This window comes from Fangia hongkongensis FSC776 = DSM 21703 (assembly GCF_000379445.1).
Lineage (GTDB): Bacteria > Pseudomonadota > Gammaproteobacteria > Francisellales > Francisellaceae > Fangia > Fangia hongkongensis.
On sequence record NZ_KB902262.1, the window covers coordinates 46,086 to 68,859 of the forward strand.

General features: G+C 38.6%; 28 protein-coding genes and 1 tRNA gene. 10 read left to right on the top strand and 19 right to left on the bottom strand.

The window, feature by feature from the left end; all coding sequences use genetic code 11:
- Positions 1–19: 19 nt before the first annotated feature.
- The 3 genes from A37Q_RS0108525 to A37Q_RS0108535 all read left to right on the top strand — a co-directional run bounded on the left by A37Q_RS0108525 (position 20) and on the right by A37Q_RS0108535 (position 1,135).
- Complete coding sequence (locus A37Q_RS0108525; RefSeq protein ID WP_018299856.1) at positions 20–508, top strand: hypothetical protein; 489 nt, start codon at positions 20–22, stop codon at positions 506–508.
- A gap of 270 nt (positions 509–778) precedes the next feature.
- A complete protein-coding gene (csrA, locus tag A37Q_RS0108530; protein WP_018299857.1) occupies positions 779–964 on the top strand; it encodes a carbon storage regulator CsrA in 186 nt (61 codons plus the stop codon).
- Positions 965–1,042: 78 nt separating this feature from the next.
- A tRNA-Ser gene (locus A37Q_RS0108535) sits at positions 1,043–1,135 on the top strand.
- A 17-nt stretch (positions 1,136–1,152) separates the two neighbouring features.
- Here the strand turns inward: A37Q_RS0108535 and A37Q_RS16545 are convergent.
- Positions 1,153–2,268: a tRNA nucleotidyltransferase/poly(A) polymerase-related protein gene (locus A37Q_RS16545; RefSeq protein WP_018299858.1), complete on the bottom strand. Its 1,116-nt coding sequence runs from the start codon at positions 2,266–2,268 to the stop codon at positions 1,153–1,155.
- A gap of 30 nt (positions 2,269–2,298) precedes the next feature.
- Between A37Q_RS16545 and msbA the strand changes: the two genes are divergently transcribed.
- Genes msbA through A37Q_RS0108555 form a run of 3 tightly spaced genes read left to right on the top strand, consistent with a single transcriptional unit; the run spans position 2,299 to position 5,400 of the window.
- Positions 2,299–4,116: a lipid A export permease/ATP-binding protein MsbA gene (gene msbA / locus A37Q_RS0108545; protein WP_018299859.1), complete on the top strand. Its 1,818-nt coding sequence runs from the start codon at positions 2,299–2,301 to the stop codon at positions 4,114–4,116.
- A gap of 8 nt (positions 4,117–4,124) precedes the next feature.
- Positions 4,125–5,114, top strand: coding sequence for a tetraacyldisaccharide 4'-kinase (lpxK, locus tag A37Q_RS15070; protein WP_234393744.1), 990 nt, complete (start codon positions 4,125–4,127; stop codon positions 5,112–5,114).
- A 58-nt stretch (positions 5,115–5,172) separates the two neighbouring features.
- Positions 5,173–5,400 (top strand): hypothetical protein, encoded by a 228-nt coding sequence (locus tag A37Q_RS0108555; protein WP_018299861.1) that lies wholly within the window; start codon positions 5,173–5,175, stop codon positions 5,398–5,400.
- Between the two features lie 54 nt (positions 5,401–5,454).
- Here A37Q_RS0108555 and A37Q_RS0108560 read toward each other — a convergent pair whose 3' ends face one another.
- The 11 genes from A37Q_RS0108560 to minC all read right to left on the bottom strand — a co-directional run bounded on the left by A37Q_RS0108560 (position 5,455) and on the right by minC (position 12,427).
- Entirely contained in the window at positions 5,455–6,285 is an 831-nt protein-coding gene (locus A37Q_RS0108560) for a helix-turn-helix transcriptional regulator (protein WP_018299862.1), read from the bottom strand.
- Between the two features lie 398 nt (positions 6,286–6,683).
- Positions 6,684–7,115: an MAPEG family protein gene (locus A37Q_RS0108570; protein WP_018299864.1), complete on the bottom strand. Its 432-nt coding sequence runs from the start codon at positions 7,113–7,115 to the stop codon at positions 6,684–6,686.
- A gap of 18 nt (positions 7,116–7,133) precedes the next feature.
- The gene (locus A37Q_RS0108575) at positions 7,134–7,385 is read right to left on the bottom strand and encodes a BolA family protein (RefSeq protein ID WP_018299865.1); all 252 of its coding nucleotides are present in this window, start codon (positions 7,383–7,385) and stop codon (positions 7,134–7,136) included.
- Positions 7,372–7,710: an STAS domain-containing protein gene (locus A37Q_RS0108580; protein ID WP_018299866.1), complete on the bottom strand. Its 339-nt coding sequence runs from the start codon at positions 7,708–7,710 to the stop codon at positions 7,372–7,374. Before A37Q_RS0108580 ends, A37Q_RS0108575 begins: the two co-directional genes overlap by 14 nt.
- The gene (locus tag A37Q_RS15075; protein ID WP_018299867.1) at positions 7,682–8,392 is read right to left on the bottom strand and encodes an MlaC/ttg2D family ABC transporter substrate-binding protein; all 711 of its coding nucleotides are present in this window, start codon (positions 8,390–8,392) and stop codon (positions 7,682–7,684) included. Before A37Q_RS15075 ends, A37Q_RS0108580 begins: the two co-directional genes overlap by 29 nt.
- On the bottom strand, positions 8,389–8,886 hold the full coding sequence (mlaD, locus tag A37Q_RS0108590) for an outer membrane lipid asymmetry maintenance protein MlaD (RefSeq protein WP_018299868.1): 498 nt from the start codon (positions 8,884–8,886) through the stop codon (positions 8,389–8,391). The genes A37Q_RS15075 and mlaD overlap by 4 nt, the downstream gene beginning before the upstream one ends.
- A 2-nt stretch (positions 8,887–8,888) precedes the next feature.
- Complete coding sequence (mlaE, locus tag A37Q_RS0108595; protein WP_018299869.1) at positions 8,889–9,656, bottom strand: lipid asymmetry maintenance ABC transporter permease subunit MlaE; 768 nt, start codon at positions 9,654–9,656, stop codon at positions 8,889–8,891.
- Positions 9,653–10,465, bottom strand: a complete 813-nt coding sequence (locus A37Q_RS0108600; RefSeq protein ID WP_018299870.1) for an ABC transporter ATP-binding protein — start codon at positions 10,463–10,465, stop codon at positions 9,653–9,655. Before A37Q_RS0108600 ends, mlaE begins: the two co-directional genes overlap by 4 nt.
- Positions 10,466–10,467: 2 nt before the next feature.
- Positions 10,468–10,776 (bottom strand): cell division topological specificity factor MinE, encoded by a 309-nt coding sequence (gene minE / locus A37Q_RS0108605; RefSeq protein ID WP_018299871.1) that lies wholly within the window; start codon positions 10,774–10,776, stop codon positions 10,468–10,470.
- Between the two features lies 1 nt (position 10,777).
- Positions 10,778–11,710 carry a septum site-determining protein MinD gene (gene minD, locus A37Q_RS0108610; RefSeq protein WP_018299872.1) on the bottom strand — a complete coding sequence of 311 codons (933 nt, stop codon included), beginning with the start codon at positions 11,708–11,710 and terminating at the stop codon, positions 10,778–10,780.
- A 39-nt stretch (positions 11,711–11,749) separates the two neighbouring features.
- Positions 11,750–12,427 (bottom strand): septum site-determining protein MinC, encoded by a 678-nt coding sequence (gene minC, locus A37Q_RS0108615; protein ID WP_018299873.1) that lies wholly within the window; start codon positions 12,425–12,427, stop codon positions 11,750–11,752.
- A gap of 171 nt (positions 12,428–12,598) precedes the next feature.
- Here minC and A37Q_RS15895 point away from each other — a divergent pair, with 171 nt between their 5' ends.
- Entirely contained in the window at positions 12,599–13,603 is a 1,005-nt protein-coding gene (locus A37Q_RS15895; RefSeq protein WP_018299874.1) for a FecCD family ABC transporter permease, read from the top strand.
- A 69-nt stretch (positions 13,604–13,672) separates the two neighbouring features.
- Here the strand turns inward: A37Q_RS15895 and rpmG are convergent, their stop codons facing one another.
- The 7 genes from rpmG to A37Q_RS0108655 form a co-directional block, all read right to left on the bottom strand.
- The gene (rpmG, locus tag A37Q_RS0108625; protein ID WP_018299875.1) at positions 13,673–13,828 is read right to left on the bottom strand and encodes a 50S ribosomal protein L33; all 156 of its coding nucleotides are present in this window, start codon (positions 13,826–13,828) and stop codon (positions 13,673–13,675) included.
- Between the two features lie 23 nt (positions 13,829–13,851).
- Positions 13,852–14,088 (bottom strand): 50S ribosomal protein L28, encoded by a 237-nt coding sequence (rpmB, locus tag A37Q_RS0108630; protein WP_018299876.1) that lies wholly within the window; start codon positions 14,086–14,088, stop codon positions 13,852–13,854.
- 215 nt (positions 14,089–14,303) lie between these two features.
- Positions 14,304–14,657, bottom strand: a complete 354-nt coding sequence (locus tag A37Q_RS0108635) for a histidine triad nucleotide-binding protein (protein WP_018299877.1) — start codon at positions 14,655–14,657, stop codon at positions 14,304–14,306.
- Positions 14,658–14,680: 23 nt separating this feature from the next.
- A complete protein-coding gene (ubiB, locus tag A37Q_RS0108640) occupies positions 14,681–16,345 on the bottom strand; it encodes a ubiquinone biosynthesis regulatory protein kinase UbiB (protein WP_018299878.1) in 1,665 nt (554 codons plus the stop codon).
- Positions 16,338–16,970 (bottom strand): ubiquinone biosynthesis accessory factor UbiJ, encoded by a 633-nt coding sequence (locus A37Q_RS0108645; protein WP_018299879.1) that lies wholly within the window; start codon positions 16,968–16,970, stop codon positions 16,338–16,340. The genes ubiB and A37Q_RS0108645 overlap by 8 nt, the downstream gene beginning before the upstream one ends.
- 18 nt (positions 16,971–16,988) lie before the next feature.
- Complete coding sequence (ubiE, locus tag A37Q_RS0108650) at positions 16,989–17,765, bottom strand: bifunctional demethylmenaquinone methyltransferase/2-methoxy-6-polyprenyl-1,4-benzoquinol methylase UbiE (RefSeq protein WP_018299880.1); 777 nt, start codon at positions 17,763–17,765, stop codon at positions 16,989–16,991.
- Between the two features lie 53 nt (positions 17,766–17,818).
- Positions 17,819–19,075 carry a dicarboxylate/amino acid:cation symporter gene (locus tag A37Q_RS0108655; RefSeq protein ID WP_018299881.1) on the bottom strand — a complete coding sequence of 419 codons (1,257 nt, stop codon included), beginning with the start codon at positions 19,073–19,075 and terminating at the stop codon, positions 17,819–17,821.
- A gap of 324 nt (positions 19,076–19,399) precedes the next feature.
- Here A37Q_RS0108655 and A37Q_RS0108665 point away from each other — a divergent pair, with 324 nt between their 5' ends.
- The 3 genes from A37Q_RS0108665 to A37Q_RS0108675 are packed head-to-tail and all read left to right on the top strand — an operon-like array spanning position 19,400 to position 22,741.
- Positions 19,400–21,535 carry an adenosylcobalamin-dependent ribonucleoside-diphosphate reductase gene (locus tag A37Q_RS0108665; RefSeq protein WP_018299883.1) on the top strand — a complete coding sequence of 712 codons (2,136 nt, stop codon included), beginning with the start codon at positions 19,400–19,402 and terminating at the stop codon, positions 21,533–21,535.
- A 31-nt stretch (positions 21,536–21,566) separates the two neighbouring features.
- Positions 21,567–22,253, top strand: coding sequence for a TSCPD domain-containing protein (locus A37Q_RS0108670; RefSeq protein ID WP_018299884.1), 687 nt, complete (start codon positions 21,567–21,569; stop codon positions 22,251–22,253).
- 5 nt (positions 22,254–22,258) lie between these two features.
- Complete coding sequence (locus tag A37Q_RS0108675; protein ID WP_018299885.1) at positions 22,259–22,741, top strand: hypothetical protein; 483 nt, start codon at positions 22,259–22,261, stop codon at positions 22,739–22,741.
- Positions 22,742–22,774: the final 33 nt, after the last annotated feature.

Consider the following 22,774-nt stretch of genomic DNA (forward strand, 5'->3'; position numbering starts at 1 on the left):
TATTGGAGTGACTATTATAATGGATTTGGAATCGATTAGCAGAGTTAGAGCTAAGCATATTTTTAAACATATTAGCTATGAGTTTGAATATGGTCAGCTAGTTGTGAAAAAAGAAATTGATATGCAGTTGTGTTGGCTGGCAATATTTTCATTTATATTTGCTCTTTTGCTACTTTGTTGTGCACTTATATTTAATAAGGTAGTACTTACTTTCCCTACAATCTATTTTTTGTTTTCAATCATATTTTATTTTATATCTAACATAAAACGAAGATATACTTCGTGCGCTGGTGATATTAAAAGGCTTATTTCAAAAGCAGTAGAAGTGCAAAGCGATGCATTATTTCTCATTACGCATGCAACTATTTTGTCAAATGCATTAGGTCAAATAAATAGGAATAACAATAAAAAGCGTAGGCTTTTGAGCTGTAGTGTTATTTGTTTTTTAATTGGGATGTTTATGAGCTTTGCAATCATTATTTTAATTGATGAAAAAGTACTACTCTAAATAGATGCAACAGGAATAAAAGCATAACATGGCTGCATATCGTATAAAAATGCGTTAAAATTGTCCGGCATTTGCTAAAATGTACTGGTAAAAAAATTTATTTTGTTTAAAATTTACCAGTTTTTGGTGCATATAGATCAAATAACACTATACTCACCAAGGTAACCATGCATTTATGCGATTGGGGCCGCATACATTGCTGACTTACTCTATTTTTAACTTAAAGTAATCAGCTTTGGAAGATGAAAAACAATAAATAAGGAGCAAATAATGTTAATCTTAACCAGAAAAACCGGGGAAACTGTAATGATTGGGGATGAAGTTACAGTCACTGTTCTTGGTGTAAAAGGAAACCAAGTTCGTTTAGGTGTCAATGCACCTAGAGACGTTTCTGTACACAGGGAAGAAATTTATGTTCGCATAAAAGGTGAGCACTCAACAGACGAGGCTGAATAAAGCCTATTAAAAGCACCAAAAATACCGATTAAGCGCTTGACATCCAACGGTTGAATCGTTAAATTGTTGCAGTACTTCGGAGAGATGGCCGAGAGGCTGAAGGCGCTCCCCTGCTAAGGGAGTATGGGGCTAATAACTCCATCGGGGGTTCGAATCCCCCTCTCTCCGCCATGTGCCTCTAAGCTACTCTATTTTATTTCCAAACGAATGATTTCTAATTGTTGTTTGTGTATTATTTTACTGATGTTTTTTCCTTTGATATCTTTAGAAAGAAGCTGCGGATAAGTATTATTTTTCAATTTATCTATTAAGCTTTGAAGCATTTGTAAGCTTTCTCTATGAGATGGCGTTAAATCATCTAAACAATAACAAACATCTAAAAGCCTCAAAAAGCGAGCGGTATTTCTAAATGCATCGGTTTTTTTGAGCATCTCTAATAGTGCTTCAGCAGAATATTCATAAGCGGATAAAAGGGTTGTGTGATAGTGATAAAACTCTCTCATCAGCCGCATGATTTTTTTAGTGGGCTTTAATAGTTCAATCAGGCGCTCAATGGCATCAATACTTGTACTTTGATGTATGGTAAGCGCTAAAAAGAGATCATACTCTAATTGTTTTGTTTGTAGAAGCTTTTGTATATGAGTGCTTTTGTTATTTAAATATGCTCGTATTTGATTAAATGGTGCCAACTTTCCATTTAATGCATCAACCTGATATAGAACATTAAAAAATGAGGCGATGTTTCCTGTATTAAATGCTTTTATGAGCTCCATTGAGATGCGCTCAGAAGATAGATGCTGAAGCTCTCCTTTTGCTGCAATTTCTCGCATCAGATCAAGCGTTTCATTGGCAATAGTGAAGTTAAATGGACTTAATTTTGCTGCAAACCTTGCCACGCGAAGCACTCGAAGTGGGTCTTCTTGAAATTTCTCGCTGACATGTCTCAAATATCTGTTATTTAAATCATCAATGCCATTAAAAGGATCGATATACTTTCCATTTTCATCTTGAGCAATGGCATTAATCGTAAGATCTCGCCTCTTTAAATCTTCAGTGAGTGTAATCGCTGAGGTGTCAAAGTGAAAGCCTTGATAGCCTGCGGCAACTTTTTTTTCAACTCTGGCAAGCGCATACTCTTCATGTGTTTTAGGATGCAGAAAAACAGGAAAGCTTTTCCCAACAGATCTAAAGCCAAGTGCTAACATTTCCTCTTTAGAGCTTCCTGTTACCACCCAGTCTCTATCGGTAACTGGGAGTCCTAAAAGCGCATCTCGAATGGCGCCACCAACTAAATATATTTGCATGTAAATAAGAAGAACATAACGTATTACTTTATGTTAACAGTAAATTTGGTTAAACTCTGTCTAATTTATCAAAAAGCAATTATTTTTATGACCGCATCGGCAAATGTAAAAGAAAAAACGTATAAGCTGTATCGACGGCTCCTTTGGGAAGTGCGCGCACTTTGGTACTTGTTGGCTATCTCAGTGGTGGGTAGTATTATTTATTCGGCGTGTGATGCCTATGCAATGTATCTGATAAAGCCACTTTTAAATAAAGGCTTTACCCCAGGTGGTGGTGAGTTTCTAAAAGGCATTGCACTTTTGTTTTTGCTGCTTTTTATTTTGCGCGGTGTCGGCTCTTTTTTATCTTCTTATTTTATGGGAAAACTCGGCGCGAATGTTGTCTATCAGTTTCGCAAAAAGATGTTCTCAAGGTTTTTAGATTTGCCTGCAAATTATTATGATAAAACTTCATCTGGCAAGTTATTATCAAAGCTTTTATATAATGTGGATCAGGTGACAAGTGCAACTGGTTCTGCGATTATTACAGTGGTGCAAGATGGTGCTTTTGTCATTGGTCTTATTATTGTTATGTTAGTCACAAGTTGGCAGCTTTCGATTATTGTCTTACTGGTTGCGCCTTTTCTTGCGATATTTATTACATGGATCAGTAAGCGCTTTCGTCATTACAGCAGAAACACACAATCAGCAATGGGTTCTGTCACACATGCTGCTGAAGAAGCGCTGGTGAATTACAGAGAAATTCGTATTTTTGGTGGTCAAGCATATCAACAAGAGAAGTTTGATAAAAATCTTAAATACACTTATAAGCAGCAGCTAAGAACCTTACTGTTAGATGGCTTATCTTCACCTGTTGTCCAGTTTATTGGTGCAATTGTCATTGCGGTGATTTTATTTATTGTTGCCAGCTACGGACTTAAAAATGGTGGTTGGTTAGATGCTGGTGGATTTGTTGCTTTTTTTGCCTCAATGATGGCAATTTTAAAGCCAATTAAAAACCTAACCAGTGTGAATGCAACCATCCAAAAAGCGATTGCTGCGACAGAGGATATCTTCGATATTTTAGACAGTCAGCCTGAGCCAGATAACGGAACAAAAACGATTGCGAAAGTAAAAGCTCAGGTGAAATTTGATGCGGTGAGTTTTAATTACGCAGGGACAACACAAAAAGCATTAAATAATATTTCATTTACTGCTGAAAGCGGGCAGATGATTGCGCTAGTTGGACGATCTGGCGGTGGGAAAAGCACCTTAGTTAACTTGATTGCACGCTTTTATCAGCCAACTTCGGGAGTGATTACTATCGATGGGGTAAATACCGCTGAGCTTACATTAGAGAACTTACGCTCACATATCTCTTTGGTCTCTCAACATGTGAATCTCTTTGATGATAGCATTTATAATAACATTGCCTATGGAAAAGAAGGTGATGTGAGTCAAGAAGAGGTGCTAGCAGCAGCAAAAGCGGCCAATGCACTTGAGTTTATCGAGCGTCTGCCAAATGGTTTTGATACAGTTGTGGGTCAAAATGGCTTTAACCTTTCAGGGGGGCAAAGACAAAGAGTGGCGATTGCCAGAGCGATTTTAAAAGATGCACCGATTTTGCTGTTAGATGAGGCAACAAGTGCACTTGATAATGAGTCAGAAAGGGCAGTACAGCAAGCGCTTAATCGCTTAATGGAAAATAGAACCACCTTTGTGGTTGCTCACCGCTTAACCACAGTGGAGCATGCTGATCGCATTATTGTGATGGATGGTGGTGAAATTGTTGAAACTGGCGTGCATAAAACACTTGTTGAGAAAGAATCTGGGCTCTATGCTAAATTGTATCAGCAATCTTTAAGTTAAAAGATAGCATGTCCATTATTGAGAGAATGTGGTATACCCCTAAAAAAACAGCTTTAGCATGCCTTCTTTATCCAATTTCTAAGCTTTTTTTTCTGATTGCAAAAAGAAGAAGACAAGAGCAATCATCTTCTGCCTATAAAAGTAAGCTCCCGGTGATTATCGTTGGCAATATTACAGTGGGCGGCACGGGCAAAACGCCTGTTGTTGAGGCGATTTGTCATTATCTTTTAAAAAAAGGATTCTCTCCTGCCATTATCTCAAGAGGTTATGGGGGAAGTGCAAAATCCTATCCTTTTATGATTAGTGAAAGCACAAAACCTTGTCAGTGTGGTGATGAGCCTTATATGTTAAGCAAGCTTTTGCCTAACATTCCTATTGTTATTAGCCCTAAGCGTGTTGACTCTGTGCGTTATATTGAAAGTCAGCTTCAAGATGTCAATGTGATTATCAGTGATGATGGCCTGCAGCATTATGCGTTGGCACGAGATATTGAAATTGCAGTGGTGGATGGCAAAAGAGGATTTGGTAATGGGCTTCTACTGCCAGCAGGTCCGCTTAGGGAGCCCGTTCAACGCTTGGAGGAGGTTGATTTTACTATTATCAATGGTGGGGGAGATATTTCATTTGAGAATAGCTTTAATATGCGCTTAGTGCCTTCATGTTTTGTAAATATTGCAACTGGCCAAACGCTAAGTATTAGTGCGTTTCAAAAGCAATATCAAAATGATGATCTTATCGCTATTGCTGGAATAGGGAACCCAAAGCGCTTTTTTGATCAATTAGCATCACTTGGCTTTCATCAGCTTAAAGTGCGCGCATTTCCAGATCACTATGCTTATAAGCTACAGGATTTTAATGACCTTGATGCAAAACTGGTGGTGATGACTTACAAGGATGCGGTTAAATGTGAAAGCTTTGCTGGGAGGAATTTTTGGTATTTAAAGGTAGAGCCTAAAATAGAGGACGGTTTTTTCGCTCAGCTCTTAAGCAAGATTTAATAAATAATGGCTATTGTTGTACTGAAACAACCCAATCATGATCATTTAAGGAAAGCAGATGAAGTTTCTAAGACAGTGCTTAAAAGTCATAACCTCTCCGTTTTTATATTTCAAATCAGATAAACGCCCTTTTGCAAATCTGCAAAGTGAATTGGCTGAGATTAATCATCAAGTTACCCTTCTTGCCTATTACATGTTTAATAAGGATATTAAACTTGCCAGCCAAAACCTATCGGTATCAAAAAGTGATGTAAAAAAGACACTTCGCTCTTATGGTGTTAAGTAGTAAGACAAAAGCTATCAATGCCAAGCATAGTGCTTGAGGTGTTTTTATTCTGAACTAATAAGATGGGCAGTTTCCTTTCATAATTGACAGCGGTATTTCAGGAGACTGTGAAATTAAAATATACAGCTCATAGCGTGTTCTACATGCAAATACTTCACGCATTTCATCAAGGTGCTTTTCAATAGTTCTAGGAGATCGAGAGAGTCTTTTGGCGATGTCTTTTATACAGCGAATATCATGATAAATAAGCAATATTAGTTGATGTTTGATGCGGCTAAATTGCTTGAGTGCGAGGGAAATGCTAGGAGGAGTGTAACTTTGACAGACTTTTGCAATACTATATGGTCTGACAATTCCAGTAAAGTCATAGTATTCTAGCAGATTTTTATCATTTATATATTGAAGAAATGTATCGATAAAGCAATTAAGTTTTTGTTGGATAAAGTAGGTAATGGGAATCACTCTTGAGGCATTCATTTCTAGGCGAATCAGTGAGCCATCAAGCATTGGCCTGATATAAAAACTTGCCTTATCAGGGATATCATTAAGCTGATCTTTCATAGGAAAAGCACAGTCTTTATCCATCGAATCCAATATGCACTGATATGAAAACTGATTACTTGCAAGGTATAGGATGTTTTGGTAGTTATAGGTGGGCTCAAATATTTTCTCATCAAAACTATTCCAAGCCTCACTGATTTCATGTGGGATAATAGGGATGTCTATGATACGGCCGTTTGGCCAAAGCCAAGCTAAAATGAGCCCCTTGAGATCAAGATATTGGCGTAATTCCCGTACTATCTGTAAGCTTGAAAAATTGTGCCTGTGAGTATAGTTTGTAAATGCTTGATTTATTTTATCATGATCTTGAGTTGTATTATCCATTGCAAATCAGTTTTTCCAGCATGTTATAATTATAGATGTTTTTGTGATCAATTTTTTAGCAAAAAACATATTATAATCATGTGTTATATATCAAACTAGCGTAGATTTACGCTATTTTAATCATGAAATTTTAATTACCCTATTTTAAGAGAGTATTAAAAATACAGCCAAAGCGATTTTATTTTGGTTGATAATAAAATAATCCAAAAGGAGTTGTAAGATGTGTTATCTTGATGGATATAGATGGGTATATGAGCAACAAAAAGAGATACAAGAGGAGAGAAAAAGGTTACGCGAGCAGGAGAAATTGCACGCGACAAAGTATAAATTTCGTAGATTATTATTGCTGTTGAAAACGATACTATAGTCAATCATGGTCATTTGGATATAGCTGTGTTTTAATGCTTAACAATCTCAATGAGCAGCATCACAATCAGGGTGAAAAGTGCCGCATTAGCAATTAAAAAACTCATTAGCCTTAAAGCAAGGTTGTTGAATGTGAGATGGATAATGGAGTTAATAATTTTGAAGGCAACAAAAATCCAACCAAGCACAAGAAGATAGGCAACACTGGAAAGCGCTTGATCCAACATAATAATTAAAAAGCTGAAATAGAATAACACTGGGGTTTGAAAAAGGTTATTCAGATGTCTTGAGCTTACCTCCAGCCATGGATTGTCCTTTTTGCAAAAATCCATTGTTTTGAAATCATCAACACTGATATTGCCTTTTCTCAGGGCATGAATGCGCGCAAAAAGGGTAATGAAGATGCTGATAATACTAAAGAGCATCATAATAATAACAGGCAAAGCCCAGCTTAAAGATGACATGTTACAAGCCTTAAATCGCTAAGATGTTTGAGTTGCCTGCCACTTTTCAGGGGTATAGGTCTTCATTGCAATTGCATGGAGCTCTCCAGATGCAATGTAATCATTAATGAGGGCGTAGACCATCTGCTGTTGTTTCACTTTGCTGATAACACCATTGAAGCTTTCACTAATAATAGTGGCTTCAAAATGGACATTGTCAGGGCTTTCAACAAGTGCAGTTGTATTCGGTAGGGAAGACTCTATTAGTGTTTTGAGTTCATTCGCGGTCATCTTTGTTCCAATTATGTTGATTATCTAAATAGGGGGTTATGAGTGTATCAACCCCTTGAATACTTGCAAGTGTTTGTGCTTGGGTAGAGTGTAAATTCACAAATTTAAGTGCAATGTTTGCTTGTTTGGCTACAGTAATATTCTCAAGTATCCAAGCAATGCCAGCGCTATCAATGACACCTAATTGGCTAAAATCAATGCTAACATCCTGTTGCCAAGCATCTCTTGCTTTACCAGCATTAAGCTCTATTTGAGAGATTGTTTTAAAGGTTAGATCACCTTTAATCTGCCATAGATTAGGCTTTTTTATTATCAAGCTTGACATTCTTGCTCTCAATAGCGGTATTGATTTCTTTTAATGTTTTGTACTGTTTAAATTGTGCTTTTAGGTTATCCAAGATGCTGACTCCTGCAACGGATAAATCATATACTCGCCATTGTTTTTTATTGTTTTTCAGTAGATAAATGCTCATCTCAGAGCTACTGTTTTTTTGAAGATTGGTGATTCGTCCAGTGGCAACGATCACACGTTGTTTCTTCCAGCTATCATTATCAAATGGATTGATGGTGATTTTGTAATTGCCAGCTTGAGCAACATTTTTGGCATAAGTGTACACAAGCATATGTGTGATAGAGGCAATAAACTCTTTTTTATCTTTCTTGCTCGCTTCTTTCCATACTGTTTGACCCACCAGAAGCTGTGCAATAATATTTGTGGCCAGAATAGGCATAATGTTGTTATTGATAATCCTAATCAGCGCCTCTGGATTATCTGAGAGTTTTTCACTGTCCTTTACTAGCAAATTTTGCGTGTTAACAATGGAGTTATTCAGCATTTCAATTGGATTTTGCGTGTTTTTGGCACTTTGTACTTTAGCTGGTGTGTTTGCACTGTTGCTTGGCGCGCTCTGTTCTGTATTACTACTTGGCGCATTTTGCGCTGCAAAGCTAAATCCAGTTAATGCAAATAATGCACTTAAGATAATGGTGGTTTTTTTGATGGTCATTTTTTGGTCCCCGAACTTGATACAAATGTGTTGATGAGTGAGTTTAAATTAATTGAAGAGGTGGTGTTGGTGAGCGGAATCACGCTGCCATTTTTAAGATATTCACTGCCATATAAATTAGGAAGATTAATTTTTGCGGGCTCAAGTGCAACAAAGCTATCTCCAAGAATACCGCTTGTTTGAATTGAAGCAGAGTAGCTGCCAGGAATTTTATTGTATTTATTGTTGATTGAAAGGGTGACGGTTGCTATAAATCCACTATAGCTTGTCGCAAGCTCTATGTTTTTAACAGAACCAATTTCAACACCTGATATCCTAACGGCAGCGCCTGTTCTCAAGCTGCCTATATCTTTAAATTCAGCCTTAATTTCATAGTTTGAGCTGTTGATGCTCCCTATAGATAGGCCGCTGACTTTTAGTGCCATAAAAATAAGTGCGACAATGGCAAGTAATACGAAGATGCCAACGATAATTTCATAGGTTTTTTTATACATGGTTAAATCCCCTTAAACATCAATGCTGTCATTAGAAAGTCTAATGCGAGAATTGCAAGTGATGCATAGACAACGGTTTTTGTGGTCGCTCTGGCAATGCCGGCTGAGTTTGCTGTCGCGCTGTAGCCTTGATAGAGAGACACACAAGCAATAGCAATACCAAAGACAGCGCTTTTAATAATGCCATTTACAATATCTTGGTCGAACAATACCGAGCTTTGCATATTGCCCCAGAAGGTGCCTGAATACAATCCAAGTAACTTAACACCAATTAAATAACCGCCCCAGATTGCAATACAGTTAAAAAAGAGTGTTAAAGCCGGAACGCTAATCACACAGGCCCAAAACCTCGGGGCAAGAATAAATCGAATAGGGTCAACGCCCATCATATTTAAGCTTGAGAGTTGTTCGGTCGCTTTCATTAAACCAATTTCTGATGTCAGTGCACTTCCTGCGCGTCCAGCAAATAAGAGGGCTGTGACCACTGGACCAAGCTCTCGAATGACACTTAGGGCAACCATTGGCCCCAAAGCGGACTCTGCGCTAAATTTTGCTAAGGTGTAAAAGCCTTGTAGTGCCAAGACAAATCCAATAAAAAGACCAGAGACGAGTATGATTAAAACTGAATTAACCCCGACAACGTAAATTTGTTGTAAGATACCTCTGAAGCTTACTTTTCCAAATGCACTTTCAGCTGCTAGAATAAGTGACTCGCCAAGGTTCTGTATCGATAAAATAGCAATCTTGCCAAGTGTTTGAATGGCTCTCATTGTCCCCTCCGTGTCTGCTCTAGCATCGATGCGAATGTATCGCATGGATAATCAAAATGGATAGGACCATCGATCTCACCATGTAAAAACTGGTGAATAAAGGGATCTTTGGAGTTTTTAACCTCCTCTGGCGTGCCTTCAGCGGCAACTTCCTGATTGGCAACCACAATGACATGATCGGCTATTGAAAGCACCTCATTAATATCATGTGAGACGATAACTGAAGTAATGCCAAGCGCGGTATTTAAGCGCTTAATTAAGCTTAGGATAACATTGAGTGAGATAGGGTCTTGACCTGTAAATGGTTCATCATAGAGCATGATCTCAGGGTCAAGAGCAATGGCTCTTGCAAGTGCTGCACGTCTTGCCATGCCACCAGATAACTCACTTGGCATCATATCTATCGTGCCGCGAAGTCCAACAGCTTGCAGTTTCATTAAAACCAAATTATAGATAATATTCTCAGGTAAATTACTATTTTGGCGAATAGGGAAGGCAACATTGTCAAAGATCGAGAGCTGTGTAAATAGTGCGCCAGATTGAAACAAAACACCCATGCGTTTGCGTAAAGCCAACAGCTCTTTTTTATTTAAAGTTAAGAGTTTATTGCCTAAAACATTAATATCCCCTTTTTGCGGGGTGATCAGTCGCCCAATTAGATGTAAAAGGGTGGTTTTCCCTGTGCCAGATGGGCCAAGAATTGCGGTAATCTTTCCTTTGGGGATATCACAGGAGATATTGTTATAAATACAGCGTTTTCCACGATAGAAAGATAAATCGCGAATGGAAACCGCCGGTTGAGCTGCCATCCTTAGGCGTTGGCCTTTTTAGTTGGTTTTTCAACAGCCTGTGCAGACTCTGGAATGGTAACATTGAGCTCAAGCACAGAACAGTCTCCTTGGCTGTCAAGCTCGATTTTGATATCTTCATTGGCAACATGAACATATTTTTTAATGACATCCATAATCTCTTTTTGCATCAAGGCAATATATTCAGGTTGTTTTTCATCTGTTTTTACGACTGAGCGTTGATGAGCGACAATGATTTGTAGGCGCTCTTTTGCAATGCTTGCTGAGTTTTTCTCTGGTTTTTTTGTTTTGAAATAATCTAAAAATCCCACGCTATCTTCCTCCAAATAGACGTTTTAGGAAGCTTTGCTTCTCAGGTGTAATAAAACGAAGTGGTACATCTTGACCTAAAAAGCGCTCAACGGCATCCAAGTAAGCTTGCCCGGCTTGAGTGTCACTGTAAGCTGTCACTGGTGTGCCTGAGTTTGACGCTTGTAGCACATCTTTAGATTCAGGAATGACCCCTAAAACCGGGATAGAAAGAACATCTTTCACATCTTCTAAAGACAACATCTCTCCAAGTGCAACCCGTTCAGGTGAGTAGCGAGTGACTAGAAGTTTTGCCTCTACACTTTCATCGGTTTCTTTTGCCTTTTTAGTTTTGCTTGATAGCACGCCTAAGATTCTATCGGAATCTCTTACTGAGGAGACTTCTGGGTTTGTAACAACAATCGCTTTATCTGCATGATGCATTGCCATAAGCGCACCTTTTTCGATGCCCGCTGGCGAGTCACAGATGATATAATCAAACTGCGCTTTTAGCTCGTTCATTACTTCTTCAAGCTCTTCTTCTTTAAGTGCGTCTTTATCACGCGTTTGAGAGGCAGGCAGAATAAACAGATTCTCTGAGCGCTTATCTTTAATCAATGTTTGGTTGATATTAGACTCTTTATTAATAAGACTGATTAAATCATAAACGACACGTCTTTCACAGCCCATAACAAGATCCAAATTACGAAGACCAACATCAAAGTCAATGACAACCGTCTTAAAGCCTTTTTGTGCCAGTCCAAGTGAGATGGCTGCGCTTGTTGTTGTCTTACCAACACCGCCTTTTCCAGAGGTGATAACAATAGTTGTTGCGCGCTTTGACTCTTTTTGAGGCGCTTCATTTTTTTCAACTTTAGGCTTACTGTCTTCTACTTTTGGCTTTTCAGCGGCCTTAGTTGATTGTTGCGATTTTTTACTCACGCTTGTTCCTTCCATTTGTACTTTATGTTGTGACTCTATTTATTTTAGTTGAAATTAGAGTGAAGTGATAACAATTGTACCGTCTTTCAGCTGAATTTGGTAGCCGAGATTATCGCCATTTTCATGCTCGTAATCCTCTTCAAAGATGCGATACTGCCCTGCAATTGAAATTAAATCCGCCTCGAGTTTGTGACAAAAAATGCGCGCATTTGTATCACCATTTAACCCAGCAATCGCTCTGCCTCGCAGGGTGCCATAAACATGAATATTGCCAGAGGCAAGAAGCTCAGCGCCAGGGCTGACAGAAGATAGCACAATTAAATCCCCATTTTGCGCAACCACTTGTTGCCCTGAGCGAATACGTGTTTCGATTAATTTATTTTGTGCTTTTTCGGGCGCTTCACTTTGTGTGGAAGGGATATTGCGACTGTCTTTAAATATAGGAAAAAGTGCTTGTGATAGGGCTTTAGAAAGAACTTTATCTTTAGTGTGATAGCCTACCGGAATAAGCGTGTGTTTTTTCAGCATAAGGTTAAGATCATTAATAAATGTAATATCAACACTTTTCTCTAATAGGTTTAAATCAATCACAATCGGCGCGTGATTGAAAAATTGCGGTGCCTGTTTAATTTTATTTGTCAGTTGTTGTTCAATCTCTTTTAAGTCAGTGTTTAGCAGTTGTAACACACTTAAAGTAAATAAACTTCCTTTAATCTGAAAGGCCGCAGGCATGTGATTTTCCTTGTTATTTATGTTATGTTGGCTCATCTTGTAGTGTTTCAGTGAAACGATGGTCATGTGTTTTATATTTCAGGTGATAAGGCGATTTATAACGAATCTTGTACTAATTTTCAAGGCTAATTGCCATATTCAGTTAAGAAACTTGCTAAAGATGAGTGAAAAATGATGTATCAAGGCAAAAGAGCATTGATGATTGTTATTGGTTTGTATTTTGTGCTGATCATGATCTTTCTTATCGCCGTACTCTTTGGTGATGCGGGTTTGTTATCAATACACTCACTAACAGATGCGCTTGTGTTTTGGCAATATCATTTAGCCGTGTTAGTTGCCTCTAGTTTAATTGGTGCTGCCCTTGGTGTGGCAGGGAGTGTGTTGCAAGTGCTCTTAAAAAATCCATTAGCAGATGCCAGTGTGCTAGGTATTTCATCAGGGAGTCAATTTTTTGGTGTGCTTTTATTGTTATTTATGCCTTATTTTGCAATGAGTAACTACACATTCGCATGGTTTTTTCTGGCATGTTTAATTGGTGCGATTATTGTGCTTGGCCTTTTTTTAATCGTGATTGCACTTCAACGGATGTTATCGAATGTTGCTGTGATTATTCTTTTGGGTGTTGGCATTTCGGCAATATTTGGCGCATTAACGACTTTGTTAATTAGTTTTAGTGATAGTCAATTATTTCAGCAGGTTGTTATTTGGCAGTTTGGGGGCGTTTCCACTGTCAGCTGGGGGCAAAATATTCTAATTGCGCTGATATTTATTATCTTTTTTACCTTTGTTCTAAGAAAGGCAAATGTATTTGATATGTTTGCCTTGGGTGAACATGAGGCGCGATTAATGGGTGTAAATATTAAAGGGTTTTTTACTTGGGTAATGATTTTTCTTTCGCTTATGGTTGCAGCAACCGTTGCTGTAGCAGGTCCAATTGCATTTGTTGGACTCGTTGCGCCGCATATAGCAAGAATGCTGCTTGGAACGAATAAAACCCTATATGTCGCTATCTCAAGCGCAGCGTCAGGCGCACTTATCTTACTGATTGCACAAATCGTTGCGATGAATCTATTTTATCCAATGGTGATTCCAGTTGGCATATTAACGGCGATTATTGGTGCACCATTTTTGATTGTACTGGTTATTCGTTCATTGTCAGTTTCAATGGAATCTTAAAGCAGGCAATAAAAAAGCCCCAAATAAAATTTGAGGCTTTCTATATCTTTGAGTAATTGTTAAAGAGAGCTATTTGATTTTTGCTTCTTTATAAAGAACGTGCTTACGCGCAACTGGATCAAACTTTTTGATTTCCATTTTGTTAGGCATAGTACGTTTGTTTTTAGTTGTTGTGTAGTAGTGACCTGTGTTTGCACTAGATACTAATTTGATCTTATCACGCATTACTTATACTCCTGAATCGGTTCTTAGAATTTCACGCCACGGGCACGTAAATCAGCTAATACAAAATCGATACCTTTTTTATCGATAATGCGCATACCTTTTGAGCTGACACGTAAACGAACATAACGGTTTTCGCTTTCTACCCAAAAACGGTGAAAGTGAAGGTTCGGCAAGAAACGACGCTTTGTCTTGTTCTGTGCGTGCGAAACATTATTTCCAGTTATTGGGCGCTTCCCAGTAACTATACAAACTCTAGACATGTTATCCTCCAGTCAATTCTTATTCTTCTAAAATGTTATAATTATAAAAACTCTTAAAGGGCAACTTTATATCAAAAAAACACGAGCCTTTCAAGAATTTTGTGAATCTTGCCAGATATTACGAGGCTAATTTTCGAGCTGCATTCTAGCATTAACAAGACGCGCTTACAATCTTTAGTTTCATTTTATCTTAAAATCATGATTGAGCTTTTCACTTAGCCAATATGTTTCAGTGATTCCAAGGCATGAATTTTACCACCAATAATATGGTAGTGTAAGTGAAAAACTTGCTGACCGCCGCCTTTACCTGTATTGATAAGTGTCTTATAGCCAGCATCAAGACCAAGTGTCTTTGCAATCTTGGGAATATGTAGAGTTAGTTTAGCAATTAGCTTCTCATCACTACTATCAAGCTCATTTAAACTGGCAATATGTTTTTTGGGGATAACTAGAACATGGACATCAGCGGCAGGCTGAATATCATGAAAAGCCAGTATATCATCATCTTCATAAACTTTGTTTGAAGGGATATCGCCTTTGATAATGCTGCAAAATATACAATTACTCATAATTATGTACGCTCCATGAGTTATTACTGTCTTGGGTTTGTAAAGAAATACCAAATTAAAATGATAATGCCAACAACGCTCACAGCGACAGAGTGTGTGCTGAGAAACTGATGTAGCGTGTTTAAAAACTCTTTAGCGCCACTTGCTAAGATGCCAAAACCGGTTAAAGCAATGCCAATGCCTAAAAGCACGCCTCTTCTTTTAGAGCGTTCGGCTCGTGTTTGATTTTGAGTTTTGTCTTTACTTTGCTCTTTAGTTTCTTTTTGTTTTGCCTTTAATATATCAAATATAATCTCTGGCAGCTCTGGCAGTGATTCACTTAAATCAGGTAAATGTGCCTTGGCACGTTTAATAAATCCCTTATAGCCAACACGCGCTTGCATCCAGTTTTCTAAAAAAGGCTTAGCAGTTTGCCAAAGATTTAAATCAGGGTAAAGCTCTCGCCCAAGGCCTTCAATATTAAGCAGTGTTTTTTGCAGCAAAATCAATTGAGGCTGAACGCTCATGTTAAAGCGTCTAGCCACTTGAAAAAGCCGCATCAGGGTATAACCAAATGAAATCTCAGCAAGCGGTTTTTCAAAGATAGGCTCGCACACGGTCCTAATGGCAGATTCAAGTTCATCAACACGCGTATCAGGCGGAACCCAGCCAGATTCCACATGAAGTTCAGCAACTTTTTTATAGTCACGATTAAAAAAGGCCAAAAAATTGCCAGCAAGATAGTGTTGATCCTCACTTGTTAAAGTGCCAACGATGCCAAAGTCAATGGAGATATATTTAGGATCGCCTGGGTTCTTTGCATCGACAAATATGTTGCCAGGGTGCATATCAGCATGGAAAAAGCAATCACGGAATACTTGTGTGTAGAAGATCTCAACCCCACGCTCAGCAAGGAGCTTTAAGTTGGTGTTTTTCTCTTTCAGTACTGGAATATCCGAGACAGGAATGCCATTGATTTTTTCAATGACAAGCAGGTTTTTGCGGCAATATGGCCAATAAACCTCTGGTACATAATGGATGTGACTATCTTTAAAGTTTCTTCTAAGCTGTGATGCATTGGCAGCTTCACGTAGCAAATCAAGTTCATCAAGCAGGTTTCGGTTAATTTCTTCAACCACTTCAACAGGTTTAAGGCGCCTTGTTGAAGGAAGGTAGCGCTCAAGCATGCGAGCGAGCATTTTTAAAAGAGCAGTATCTTGTTTTAATACTTTGTGAATATTCGGGCGAAGCACTTTTATCACCACTGACTTTCCATTGGGTAATAAAGCGCTGTGCACCTGTGCAATAGATGCTGAGGCAAGTGGTATCTCATCAAATGAGATAAAGGCATCACTGACTTTCATTTTTAAGGCAGATTCAATGGTGCTGATCGCATACTCGCTTGAAAAGGGCGGGACTTTATCTTGTAGTTTTGCAAGCTCTCTGGCAAGATCGCCCGGTAATAAATCACGCCTTGTTGAAAGCGCTTGACCAAATTTAATGAAAATGGGGCCGAGTGTTTCAAGCGCAAGGCGAAGCCGTGTTCCACGATCAAGTTTCTTTCTTGCTGTCCAGTAAAAAGGATTGCAAATCACAATAATTTTCAACATGCGAAGGAGTGGGACATCCGCAAGCATGGTTGTAACATTATAGCGATTAAAAATATAAGCGATATAGATAAGTCGGATCCATTGTTTTACTTTATGCATCCTTTTTTCCTTGTGGATTAGAATGTTTGATTTGGGAGAGCTTTGCAAATTTTGCCTGCATGCGATCTAAATCTTCTTTGAGTAATTGAACATCATCAAAAAAGTCTTCCATTTCTTCTTGTGGTGGAAATAGGCGTTTTTCTTCTTGGAGATATTCACTAAGATCATTTAAGGTGTTGGTGTGATTAAGCTTCAACCATTCTCTGGCAATATCATGTGGCTTTTGCAGTAAATCAGCAAGTGGTAGCTTACAGGTTTGGTTTAAGTGAAATAATAGATCAGGACGAATAGCGCTAAAGAGCTGGTAATAAGCCTGAAGCGCATGCATGTCTCCTTCAAAGTGAATAGATTTTTTACGTAAGTAGCTTTGAGGGTCTGGGCTTATCCCCATGGCAAAAAGTGAGCCTGTGTTACCAGTAAGCTTTGTGAGTTTTTCACTTTGAGGGTACGTCTTGGTGACAGTGAGTCGATTTGCCTTTGGGTATAAATAGAAAGTCGTATTAAGATCAGTAATCTTAATCGCAAGAACAGCATCATTAAGCTTTTGTAATAACAGCTCTTTTTGTGGGTCAAGATTTAAAATGGCATTGATCGAGTTATCGAGAATGTATCCAATATCTTTCATGATCTTTGCTTAGCACCTTTAATACTTGTAACCAATATGTAGGGCAACAATGCCTCCAGTAAGGTTGTGATATTGCGCTTTATCAAAGCCAGCTTCAAGCATCATTGATTTTAATGCTTCTTGATCAGGGTGCTTGCGGATAGATTCAGCTAAATAGCGATAGCTGTCCTCATCCTGTGCAATAAGTTTGCCAAGAATGGGTAATATTTTAAAAGAATACTGATCATAAACCTGACTTAAAAGTGGCAAAAGTGGCTTTGAAAACTCTAAAATTAGAAGCTTTCCGCCGGGTTTTAATACCTGATACATAGAGTGAAGTGCTTTTGACTTATCAGTGACATTTCGAAGTCCAAATGAGATGCTGATGCAATCGAAATAATTATCTCCAAATGGAAGTGCTTCTGCATTTGCTTGAACATATTGAATATTGCCAACACAGCCTCTGTTGGTCAGTTTTTCTTTACCTACATTCAACATTGAAGCATTGATATCGCTCAGAATAACAAGACCATCTTCGCCAACTTTTTGCGTAAATTGATAAGACAAATCACCTGTTCCACCTGCAATGTCAAGCACACGCGCGCCTAGGTGGATATTTGCTTTTGAAATGGTGAAACGCTTCCAGAGCCTGTGAATACCAAGCGACATCACATCGTTCATTATATCATATTTGCTGGCAACCGAGTGGAAGACTTCTGCAACCTTTGTTTGCTTATCTTGCCACTTTACTTCTTCAAAACCAAAGTGTGTTGTTTGTTCATCTGTATCTTTGGTTTTAGTTGTTTTATCTGTCATTTTTGGTTGCAATGTCTCAGCAATTAATGGGCTCAGTATATACCACTTATAGCTTATTTTACAGCGCTTGTTTGAAAGGTTTTTTCATCGAGCTGTTTTTCAGTTTTAGCAACAAGTGTCGTAACCGCAGCATCACCTGTTACATTCACAGCGGTTCTTATCATATCTAAGATTCGATCGATTCCGATAATAAGCGCAATGCCTTCAACAGGCAGCCCGACTTGTGTTAAAACAAGCGTCAGTGTAATAAGACCGATTCCGGGAACACCAGCAGTTCCAATGGAGCTTAATGTTGCGGTTAAAATAACCATTAGATACTGAGTTAAGCTCAAATCAATGTTATAAACATGGGCGATAAACACCGTTGCAACCCCTTGCATAATGGCAGTTCCATCCATGTTAAGTGTTGCCCCAAGTGGTATTGTAAAGCCTGCCACCTTATTATCAACGCCCAGATTTTTTTCAACGGTTCTAAGTGTAATCGGTAGTGTTGCATTTGAGCTTGCGGTTGAAAAGGCAAAAAGTTGCACGGGTAGCATTTTCTTGAAAAAGATAAATGGGTTGACCCGGGCAAACACCGATAAAATAATACCATTGGTAAAGAATAAATGGATAAATAGCACCAGTATTACTGTGAAGAAGTAGCCAAAGACATATAAGAACTTCGATAGCTCGGTTGTAATGACAAGTTTGGCGATAAGTGCAAAGACACCATATGGCGTAAGGGCAATGACAATTCTTACAAATGACATAACCACTTCATTCATGTCATCAAACCATTTTTTAACTCTTGATCCTGATTCTTGCGTCAGATTAATAGCAATGCCAAACATAAGGGCAAACACAATAATTTGCAGCATATTTCCTTTAGCAAAAGCATCAAATGGATTGGATGTGAATAGACCGATAATGGTTTGAGTTAGGGACTGTGGTTGAGCGGCGCTGAAGGTGTTGCCATCTGTTGGAATGTTTGCCCCATGTCCCACCTTAAGTAACAATGAGATAATCACCGCAAGGGCAATGGCTATTGCAGTTGTCATGATGTAAAGCACAATGGTTTTTCCACCCACGCGCCCAAGAGATTTTGGGTCAGTGACATTACTGGCGCCACACACAATTGAAACAAAAACAAGTGGCACAACCAGCATCTTCATGAGGGTGACAAAGATAGCCCCAACAATAAATAAAATGCCATTTGTAACATAGCCATTGACCCATGATATATCGGAAAAAGGATGAAATATTAGCCCAACAATAGCCCCTAGAATCATTCCCAATAAAATATTACGCGTTAGCTTATGATCTGTCATATTCCCTCCCTAAAGAACTTAGACTTTAATTGCAAACTGCTGAATTGTTGTACGTTATAAGCGCACAATAACAATTTACAATTGATGTAAGACGTTCACACGAATTTAACTATAGGGTGTTTGAATTTATTTTTCAAATGGAATTTTATGACAAAACAGCCACACCAAAGGCGCTGTGGTTAAGTCAAGTGGACCTAAAAAAATATATGCAAAAAAGTCATGGGGTATTTTCAGAAAAAATCGTTAAAATAATCAGATAGATGGGAACGTCAGTTGCAACTGAATGTGTGATTGGTGTGGGCAATAAACAAATAGAGTGTAATTATGTCTATACGTGAAGCGATAGTTGATTTGGAGTTACAACCAGCATCTTTGGATATTTGGGATAGTAAATACCGATTAAAAACAAGATTGGGTGAAGCCGTTGATGAAAATGTAGATCATACGTATCAGCGTGTTGCCAAAGCATTATCTGATGTGGAAAAAACGCCAGCGCTTAGAAAAAAATGCTATGAGAGCTTTCTTTGGGCGCTCCGACATGGCGCAATTCCAGCAGGAAGAATTATTTCAAATGCAGGTGCGCTTGAGCACAAACCTGCAACCTCGACAATTAACTGTACTGTATCAGGGACAGTTCATGATTCGATGGATAATATTTTGCAAAAAGTACATGAGTCTGGATTAACATTAAAAGCAGGGTGTGGTATTGGCTATGAGTTCTCTACGCTCAGACCAAAAGGGGCCTTTGTTGCAGGGGCTGGAGCAACCACCTCAGGGCCACTGTCTTTTATGGATATCTACGATAAAATGTGTTTTACCGTCGCCTCTGCCGGTGGACGACGCGGTGCACAAATGGGCACATTTGATGTGGGTCACCCTGATGTACTTGATTTTATCCGAGCGAAACGTGAAGATGGTAGATTACGACAGTTTAATCTTTCGTTATTAATTACAAAAGATTTTATGTATGCCGTTGAGCATGATTTACCATGGCAGCTTGCTTTCCCAATGACAGAGGCGGAACAAACAGCGCATAAAATTGACTTAAAAAATAAGAAGAAAGTCTTATGGCGTGAATGGCCAATTCAAGAGGGCTATATTACCGATGAATCAGGATTGGTTGCGTGTAAGGTTTATAATACGATTAAAGCTAGACGACTTTGGGATATGATTATGTCGTCAACCTATGATTATGCAGAACCTGGTTTTATTTTGATTGATAAGGTTAATGAAGAGAATAATAACTGGTTTTGTGAGACAATTCGTGCAACAAACCCTTGTGGCGAGCAGCCGCTTCCACCTTATGGGTCTTGTCTTTTAGGCTCGGTGAATCTAACTAAATTTGTAAAACACCCCTTTACTGATAAGGCTGAATTTGACTGGTCAAACTATAAAAAAGTCATTCGTATATTTACTCGTATGCTTGATAATGTGGTTGAAATAAATGGTTTGCCATTAGAAAAACAACGTGAAGAGATTACCTCTAAGCGCCGTCATGGAATGGGCTTTTTAGGGCTGGGTTCAACTTTAAGCATGCTTAGAATGAAATATGGCTCTAAATCCTCTGTTGATTTTACTGAAGAGGTGGCAAAGCAGATGGCGTTAGAAGGCTGGCGTGAAGGCGTTGCCCTTGCTAAAGAAAAAGGCAGTGCGCCTGTGCTTGAGAAAGATTATGAAGTGACACCAGAGTTTCTAAGACTTCGCCCAGAGATGTCCGCAGATGGAGTGAAAGTGGGTGATAAATTAAAAGGGCGCACACTGCATGCGAAATATTCTCGTTATATGCAGCGCATCGCCAAAGAAGACATCTCCATTATTGATGATATTTGTGAATATGGTTGTCGTTTTACGCATCACAGCTCAATTGCCCCAACCGGTACCATTTCTCTGTCATTAGCAAATAATGTAAGTAATGGTATTGAGCCAAGCTTTGCACATCATTATTCACGTAATGTCATTCGAGAAGGTAAAAAAACGAAAGAAAAAGTGGATGTGTACTCTTATGAGCTTTTGGCTTATCGACATTTGATCAATCAAGAAGCGATGCCTCATGCAAAAGAAGACAGCGAGAAATTGCCAGAGTATTTTATTGCTGCAGATGATGTCACGCCAAAAGAGCATGTCGATATTCAGGCAGCTGCACAAATATGGGTAGACTCCAGTATTTCTAAAACTGCAAATATCCCAACAGATTTTCCTTTTGGCAAGTTTAAGGATATCTATCTATATGCATATCATCAGGGGCTTAAGGGGTGTACAACTTTTCGCTTTAACCCGGAGGTGTTCCAAGGGGTGTTGGTTAAGGAAGAAGATCTTGCCAAGACAACCTATCGCTTTACTTTGGAAGATGGGTCTCTTCTTGAATTAAAAGGGAATGAGATGATTGAATATGATGGGGAAGAGCATACGGCAGCGAACTTGTATGATGCGCTAAAAGAAGGCTATTACGGCAAGTTTTAATTGTGAATTGAAGTGATATAAAGGTAGAGAAATGGCTGTAAAAATTGAAAAAAAAATCACCGGCTTTAAAATTGTTAATGAAAAAGAAAAATTAACAAAAGTAACCGCTGAGAAAAAAGAAAAACGACATCAACAGATGAATGAAGATATTAAACGCCCAGAGTCACTGGTTGGCGAGACTTATAAAATCAAGCCGCCACAAGCAGAACATGCACTTTATGTGACGATTAATGATATCGTGCTAAATAAAGGAACTGAGCATGAAGTCAGACGGCCGTTTGAGATATTTTTGAGCTCAAAAAACATGGAACATTTTCAATGGACCATTGCATTGACGTTGATTATTTCTGCGGTATTTCGTAAGGGTGGCGATATTACTTTTCTGGTTGAAGAGCTTCGTTCTGTATTTGATCCAAATGGGGGTTATTTTAAACGTGGCGGGAAATATATCCCTTCTTTGGTTTCAGAGATTGGTGATGTGATAGAAAAGCACTTGAAAAAAATTGGAATGTTGCCAGATGATGAACTGGATGAGGAGCAACAGCTTTTTATTGCAAGCAAAAAAGAAGAGTTTTTAAATAAGCAACAAGCCAGCAATGATAACAGTGGTGGTTTCCCGCCAGAGTCTCAGCTTTGTAGCAAGTGCAGCACAAAAGCGATGGTGAGAATGGATGGCTGTATGACTTGTTTAAGCTGTGGCTATTCCAAATGTGGATAGCATAAATGTATCTGTTGTTCTATTTGGCGTTTTGCATCTACTTTGCCTATTTTCTAAGATCAAAAGTGGCAGTAGCAATTCTTCTTGTATCGCTTATCAGCTGGGCTGCCATTAGACTCAGTCCTGAGATTAATGCTAATTTCAGTTTAAGGGCAGTGCTTTTAATTATTTCATATGGATTTGAGTTTATTATCCTTGGTTATTTTATCCCTAAAAGGGTGATTGAACTCACAAAACCCAATATCAAAAAATCACTTATTATCGCAGGCTTTCTGCTTATTTTGTTTAGCCTGATTGTATTGTATACAAGCTTATATATTCCCTATCTGCAAAACTATGTGATGCAGTCTGACTCAGTTGATGTCAATCAGGTAATTCAAGAGGTGAATTTCAATTATCGTTTGGGCGTGTTTACAGGCTATTTGTGCTTTTTCAGTTATATTTATCTTTGGTTTGGTATCTCTAAACTTATGTTTATCAGGCGGTAGTGTATAACGATTGCCAACTAAATTATAACTTAG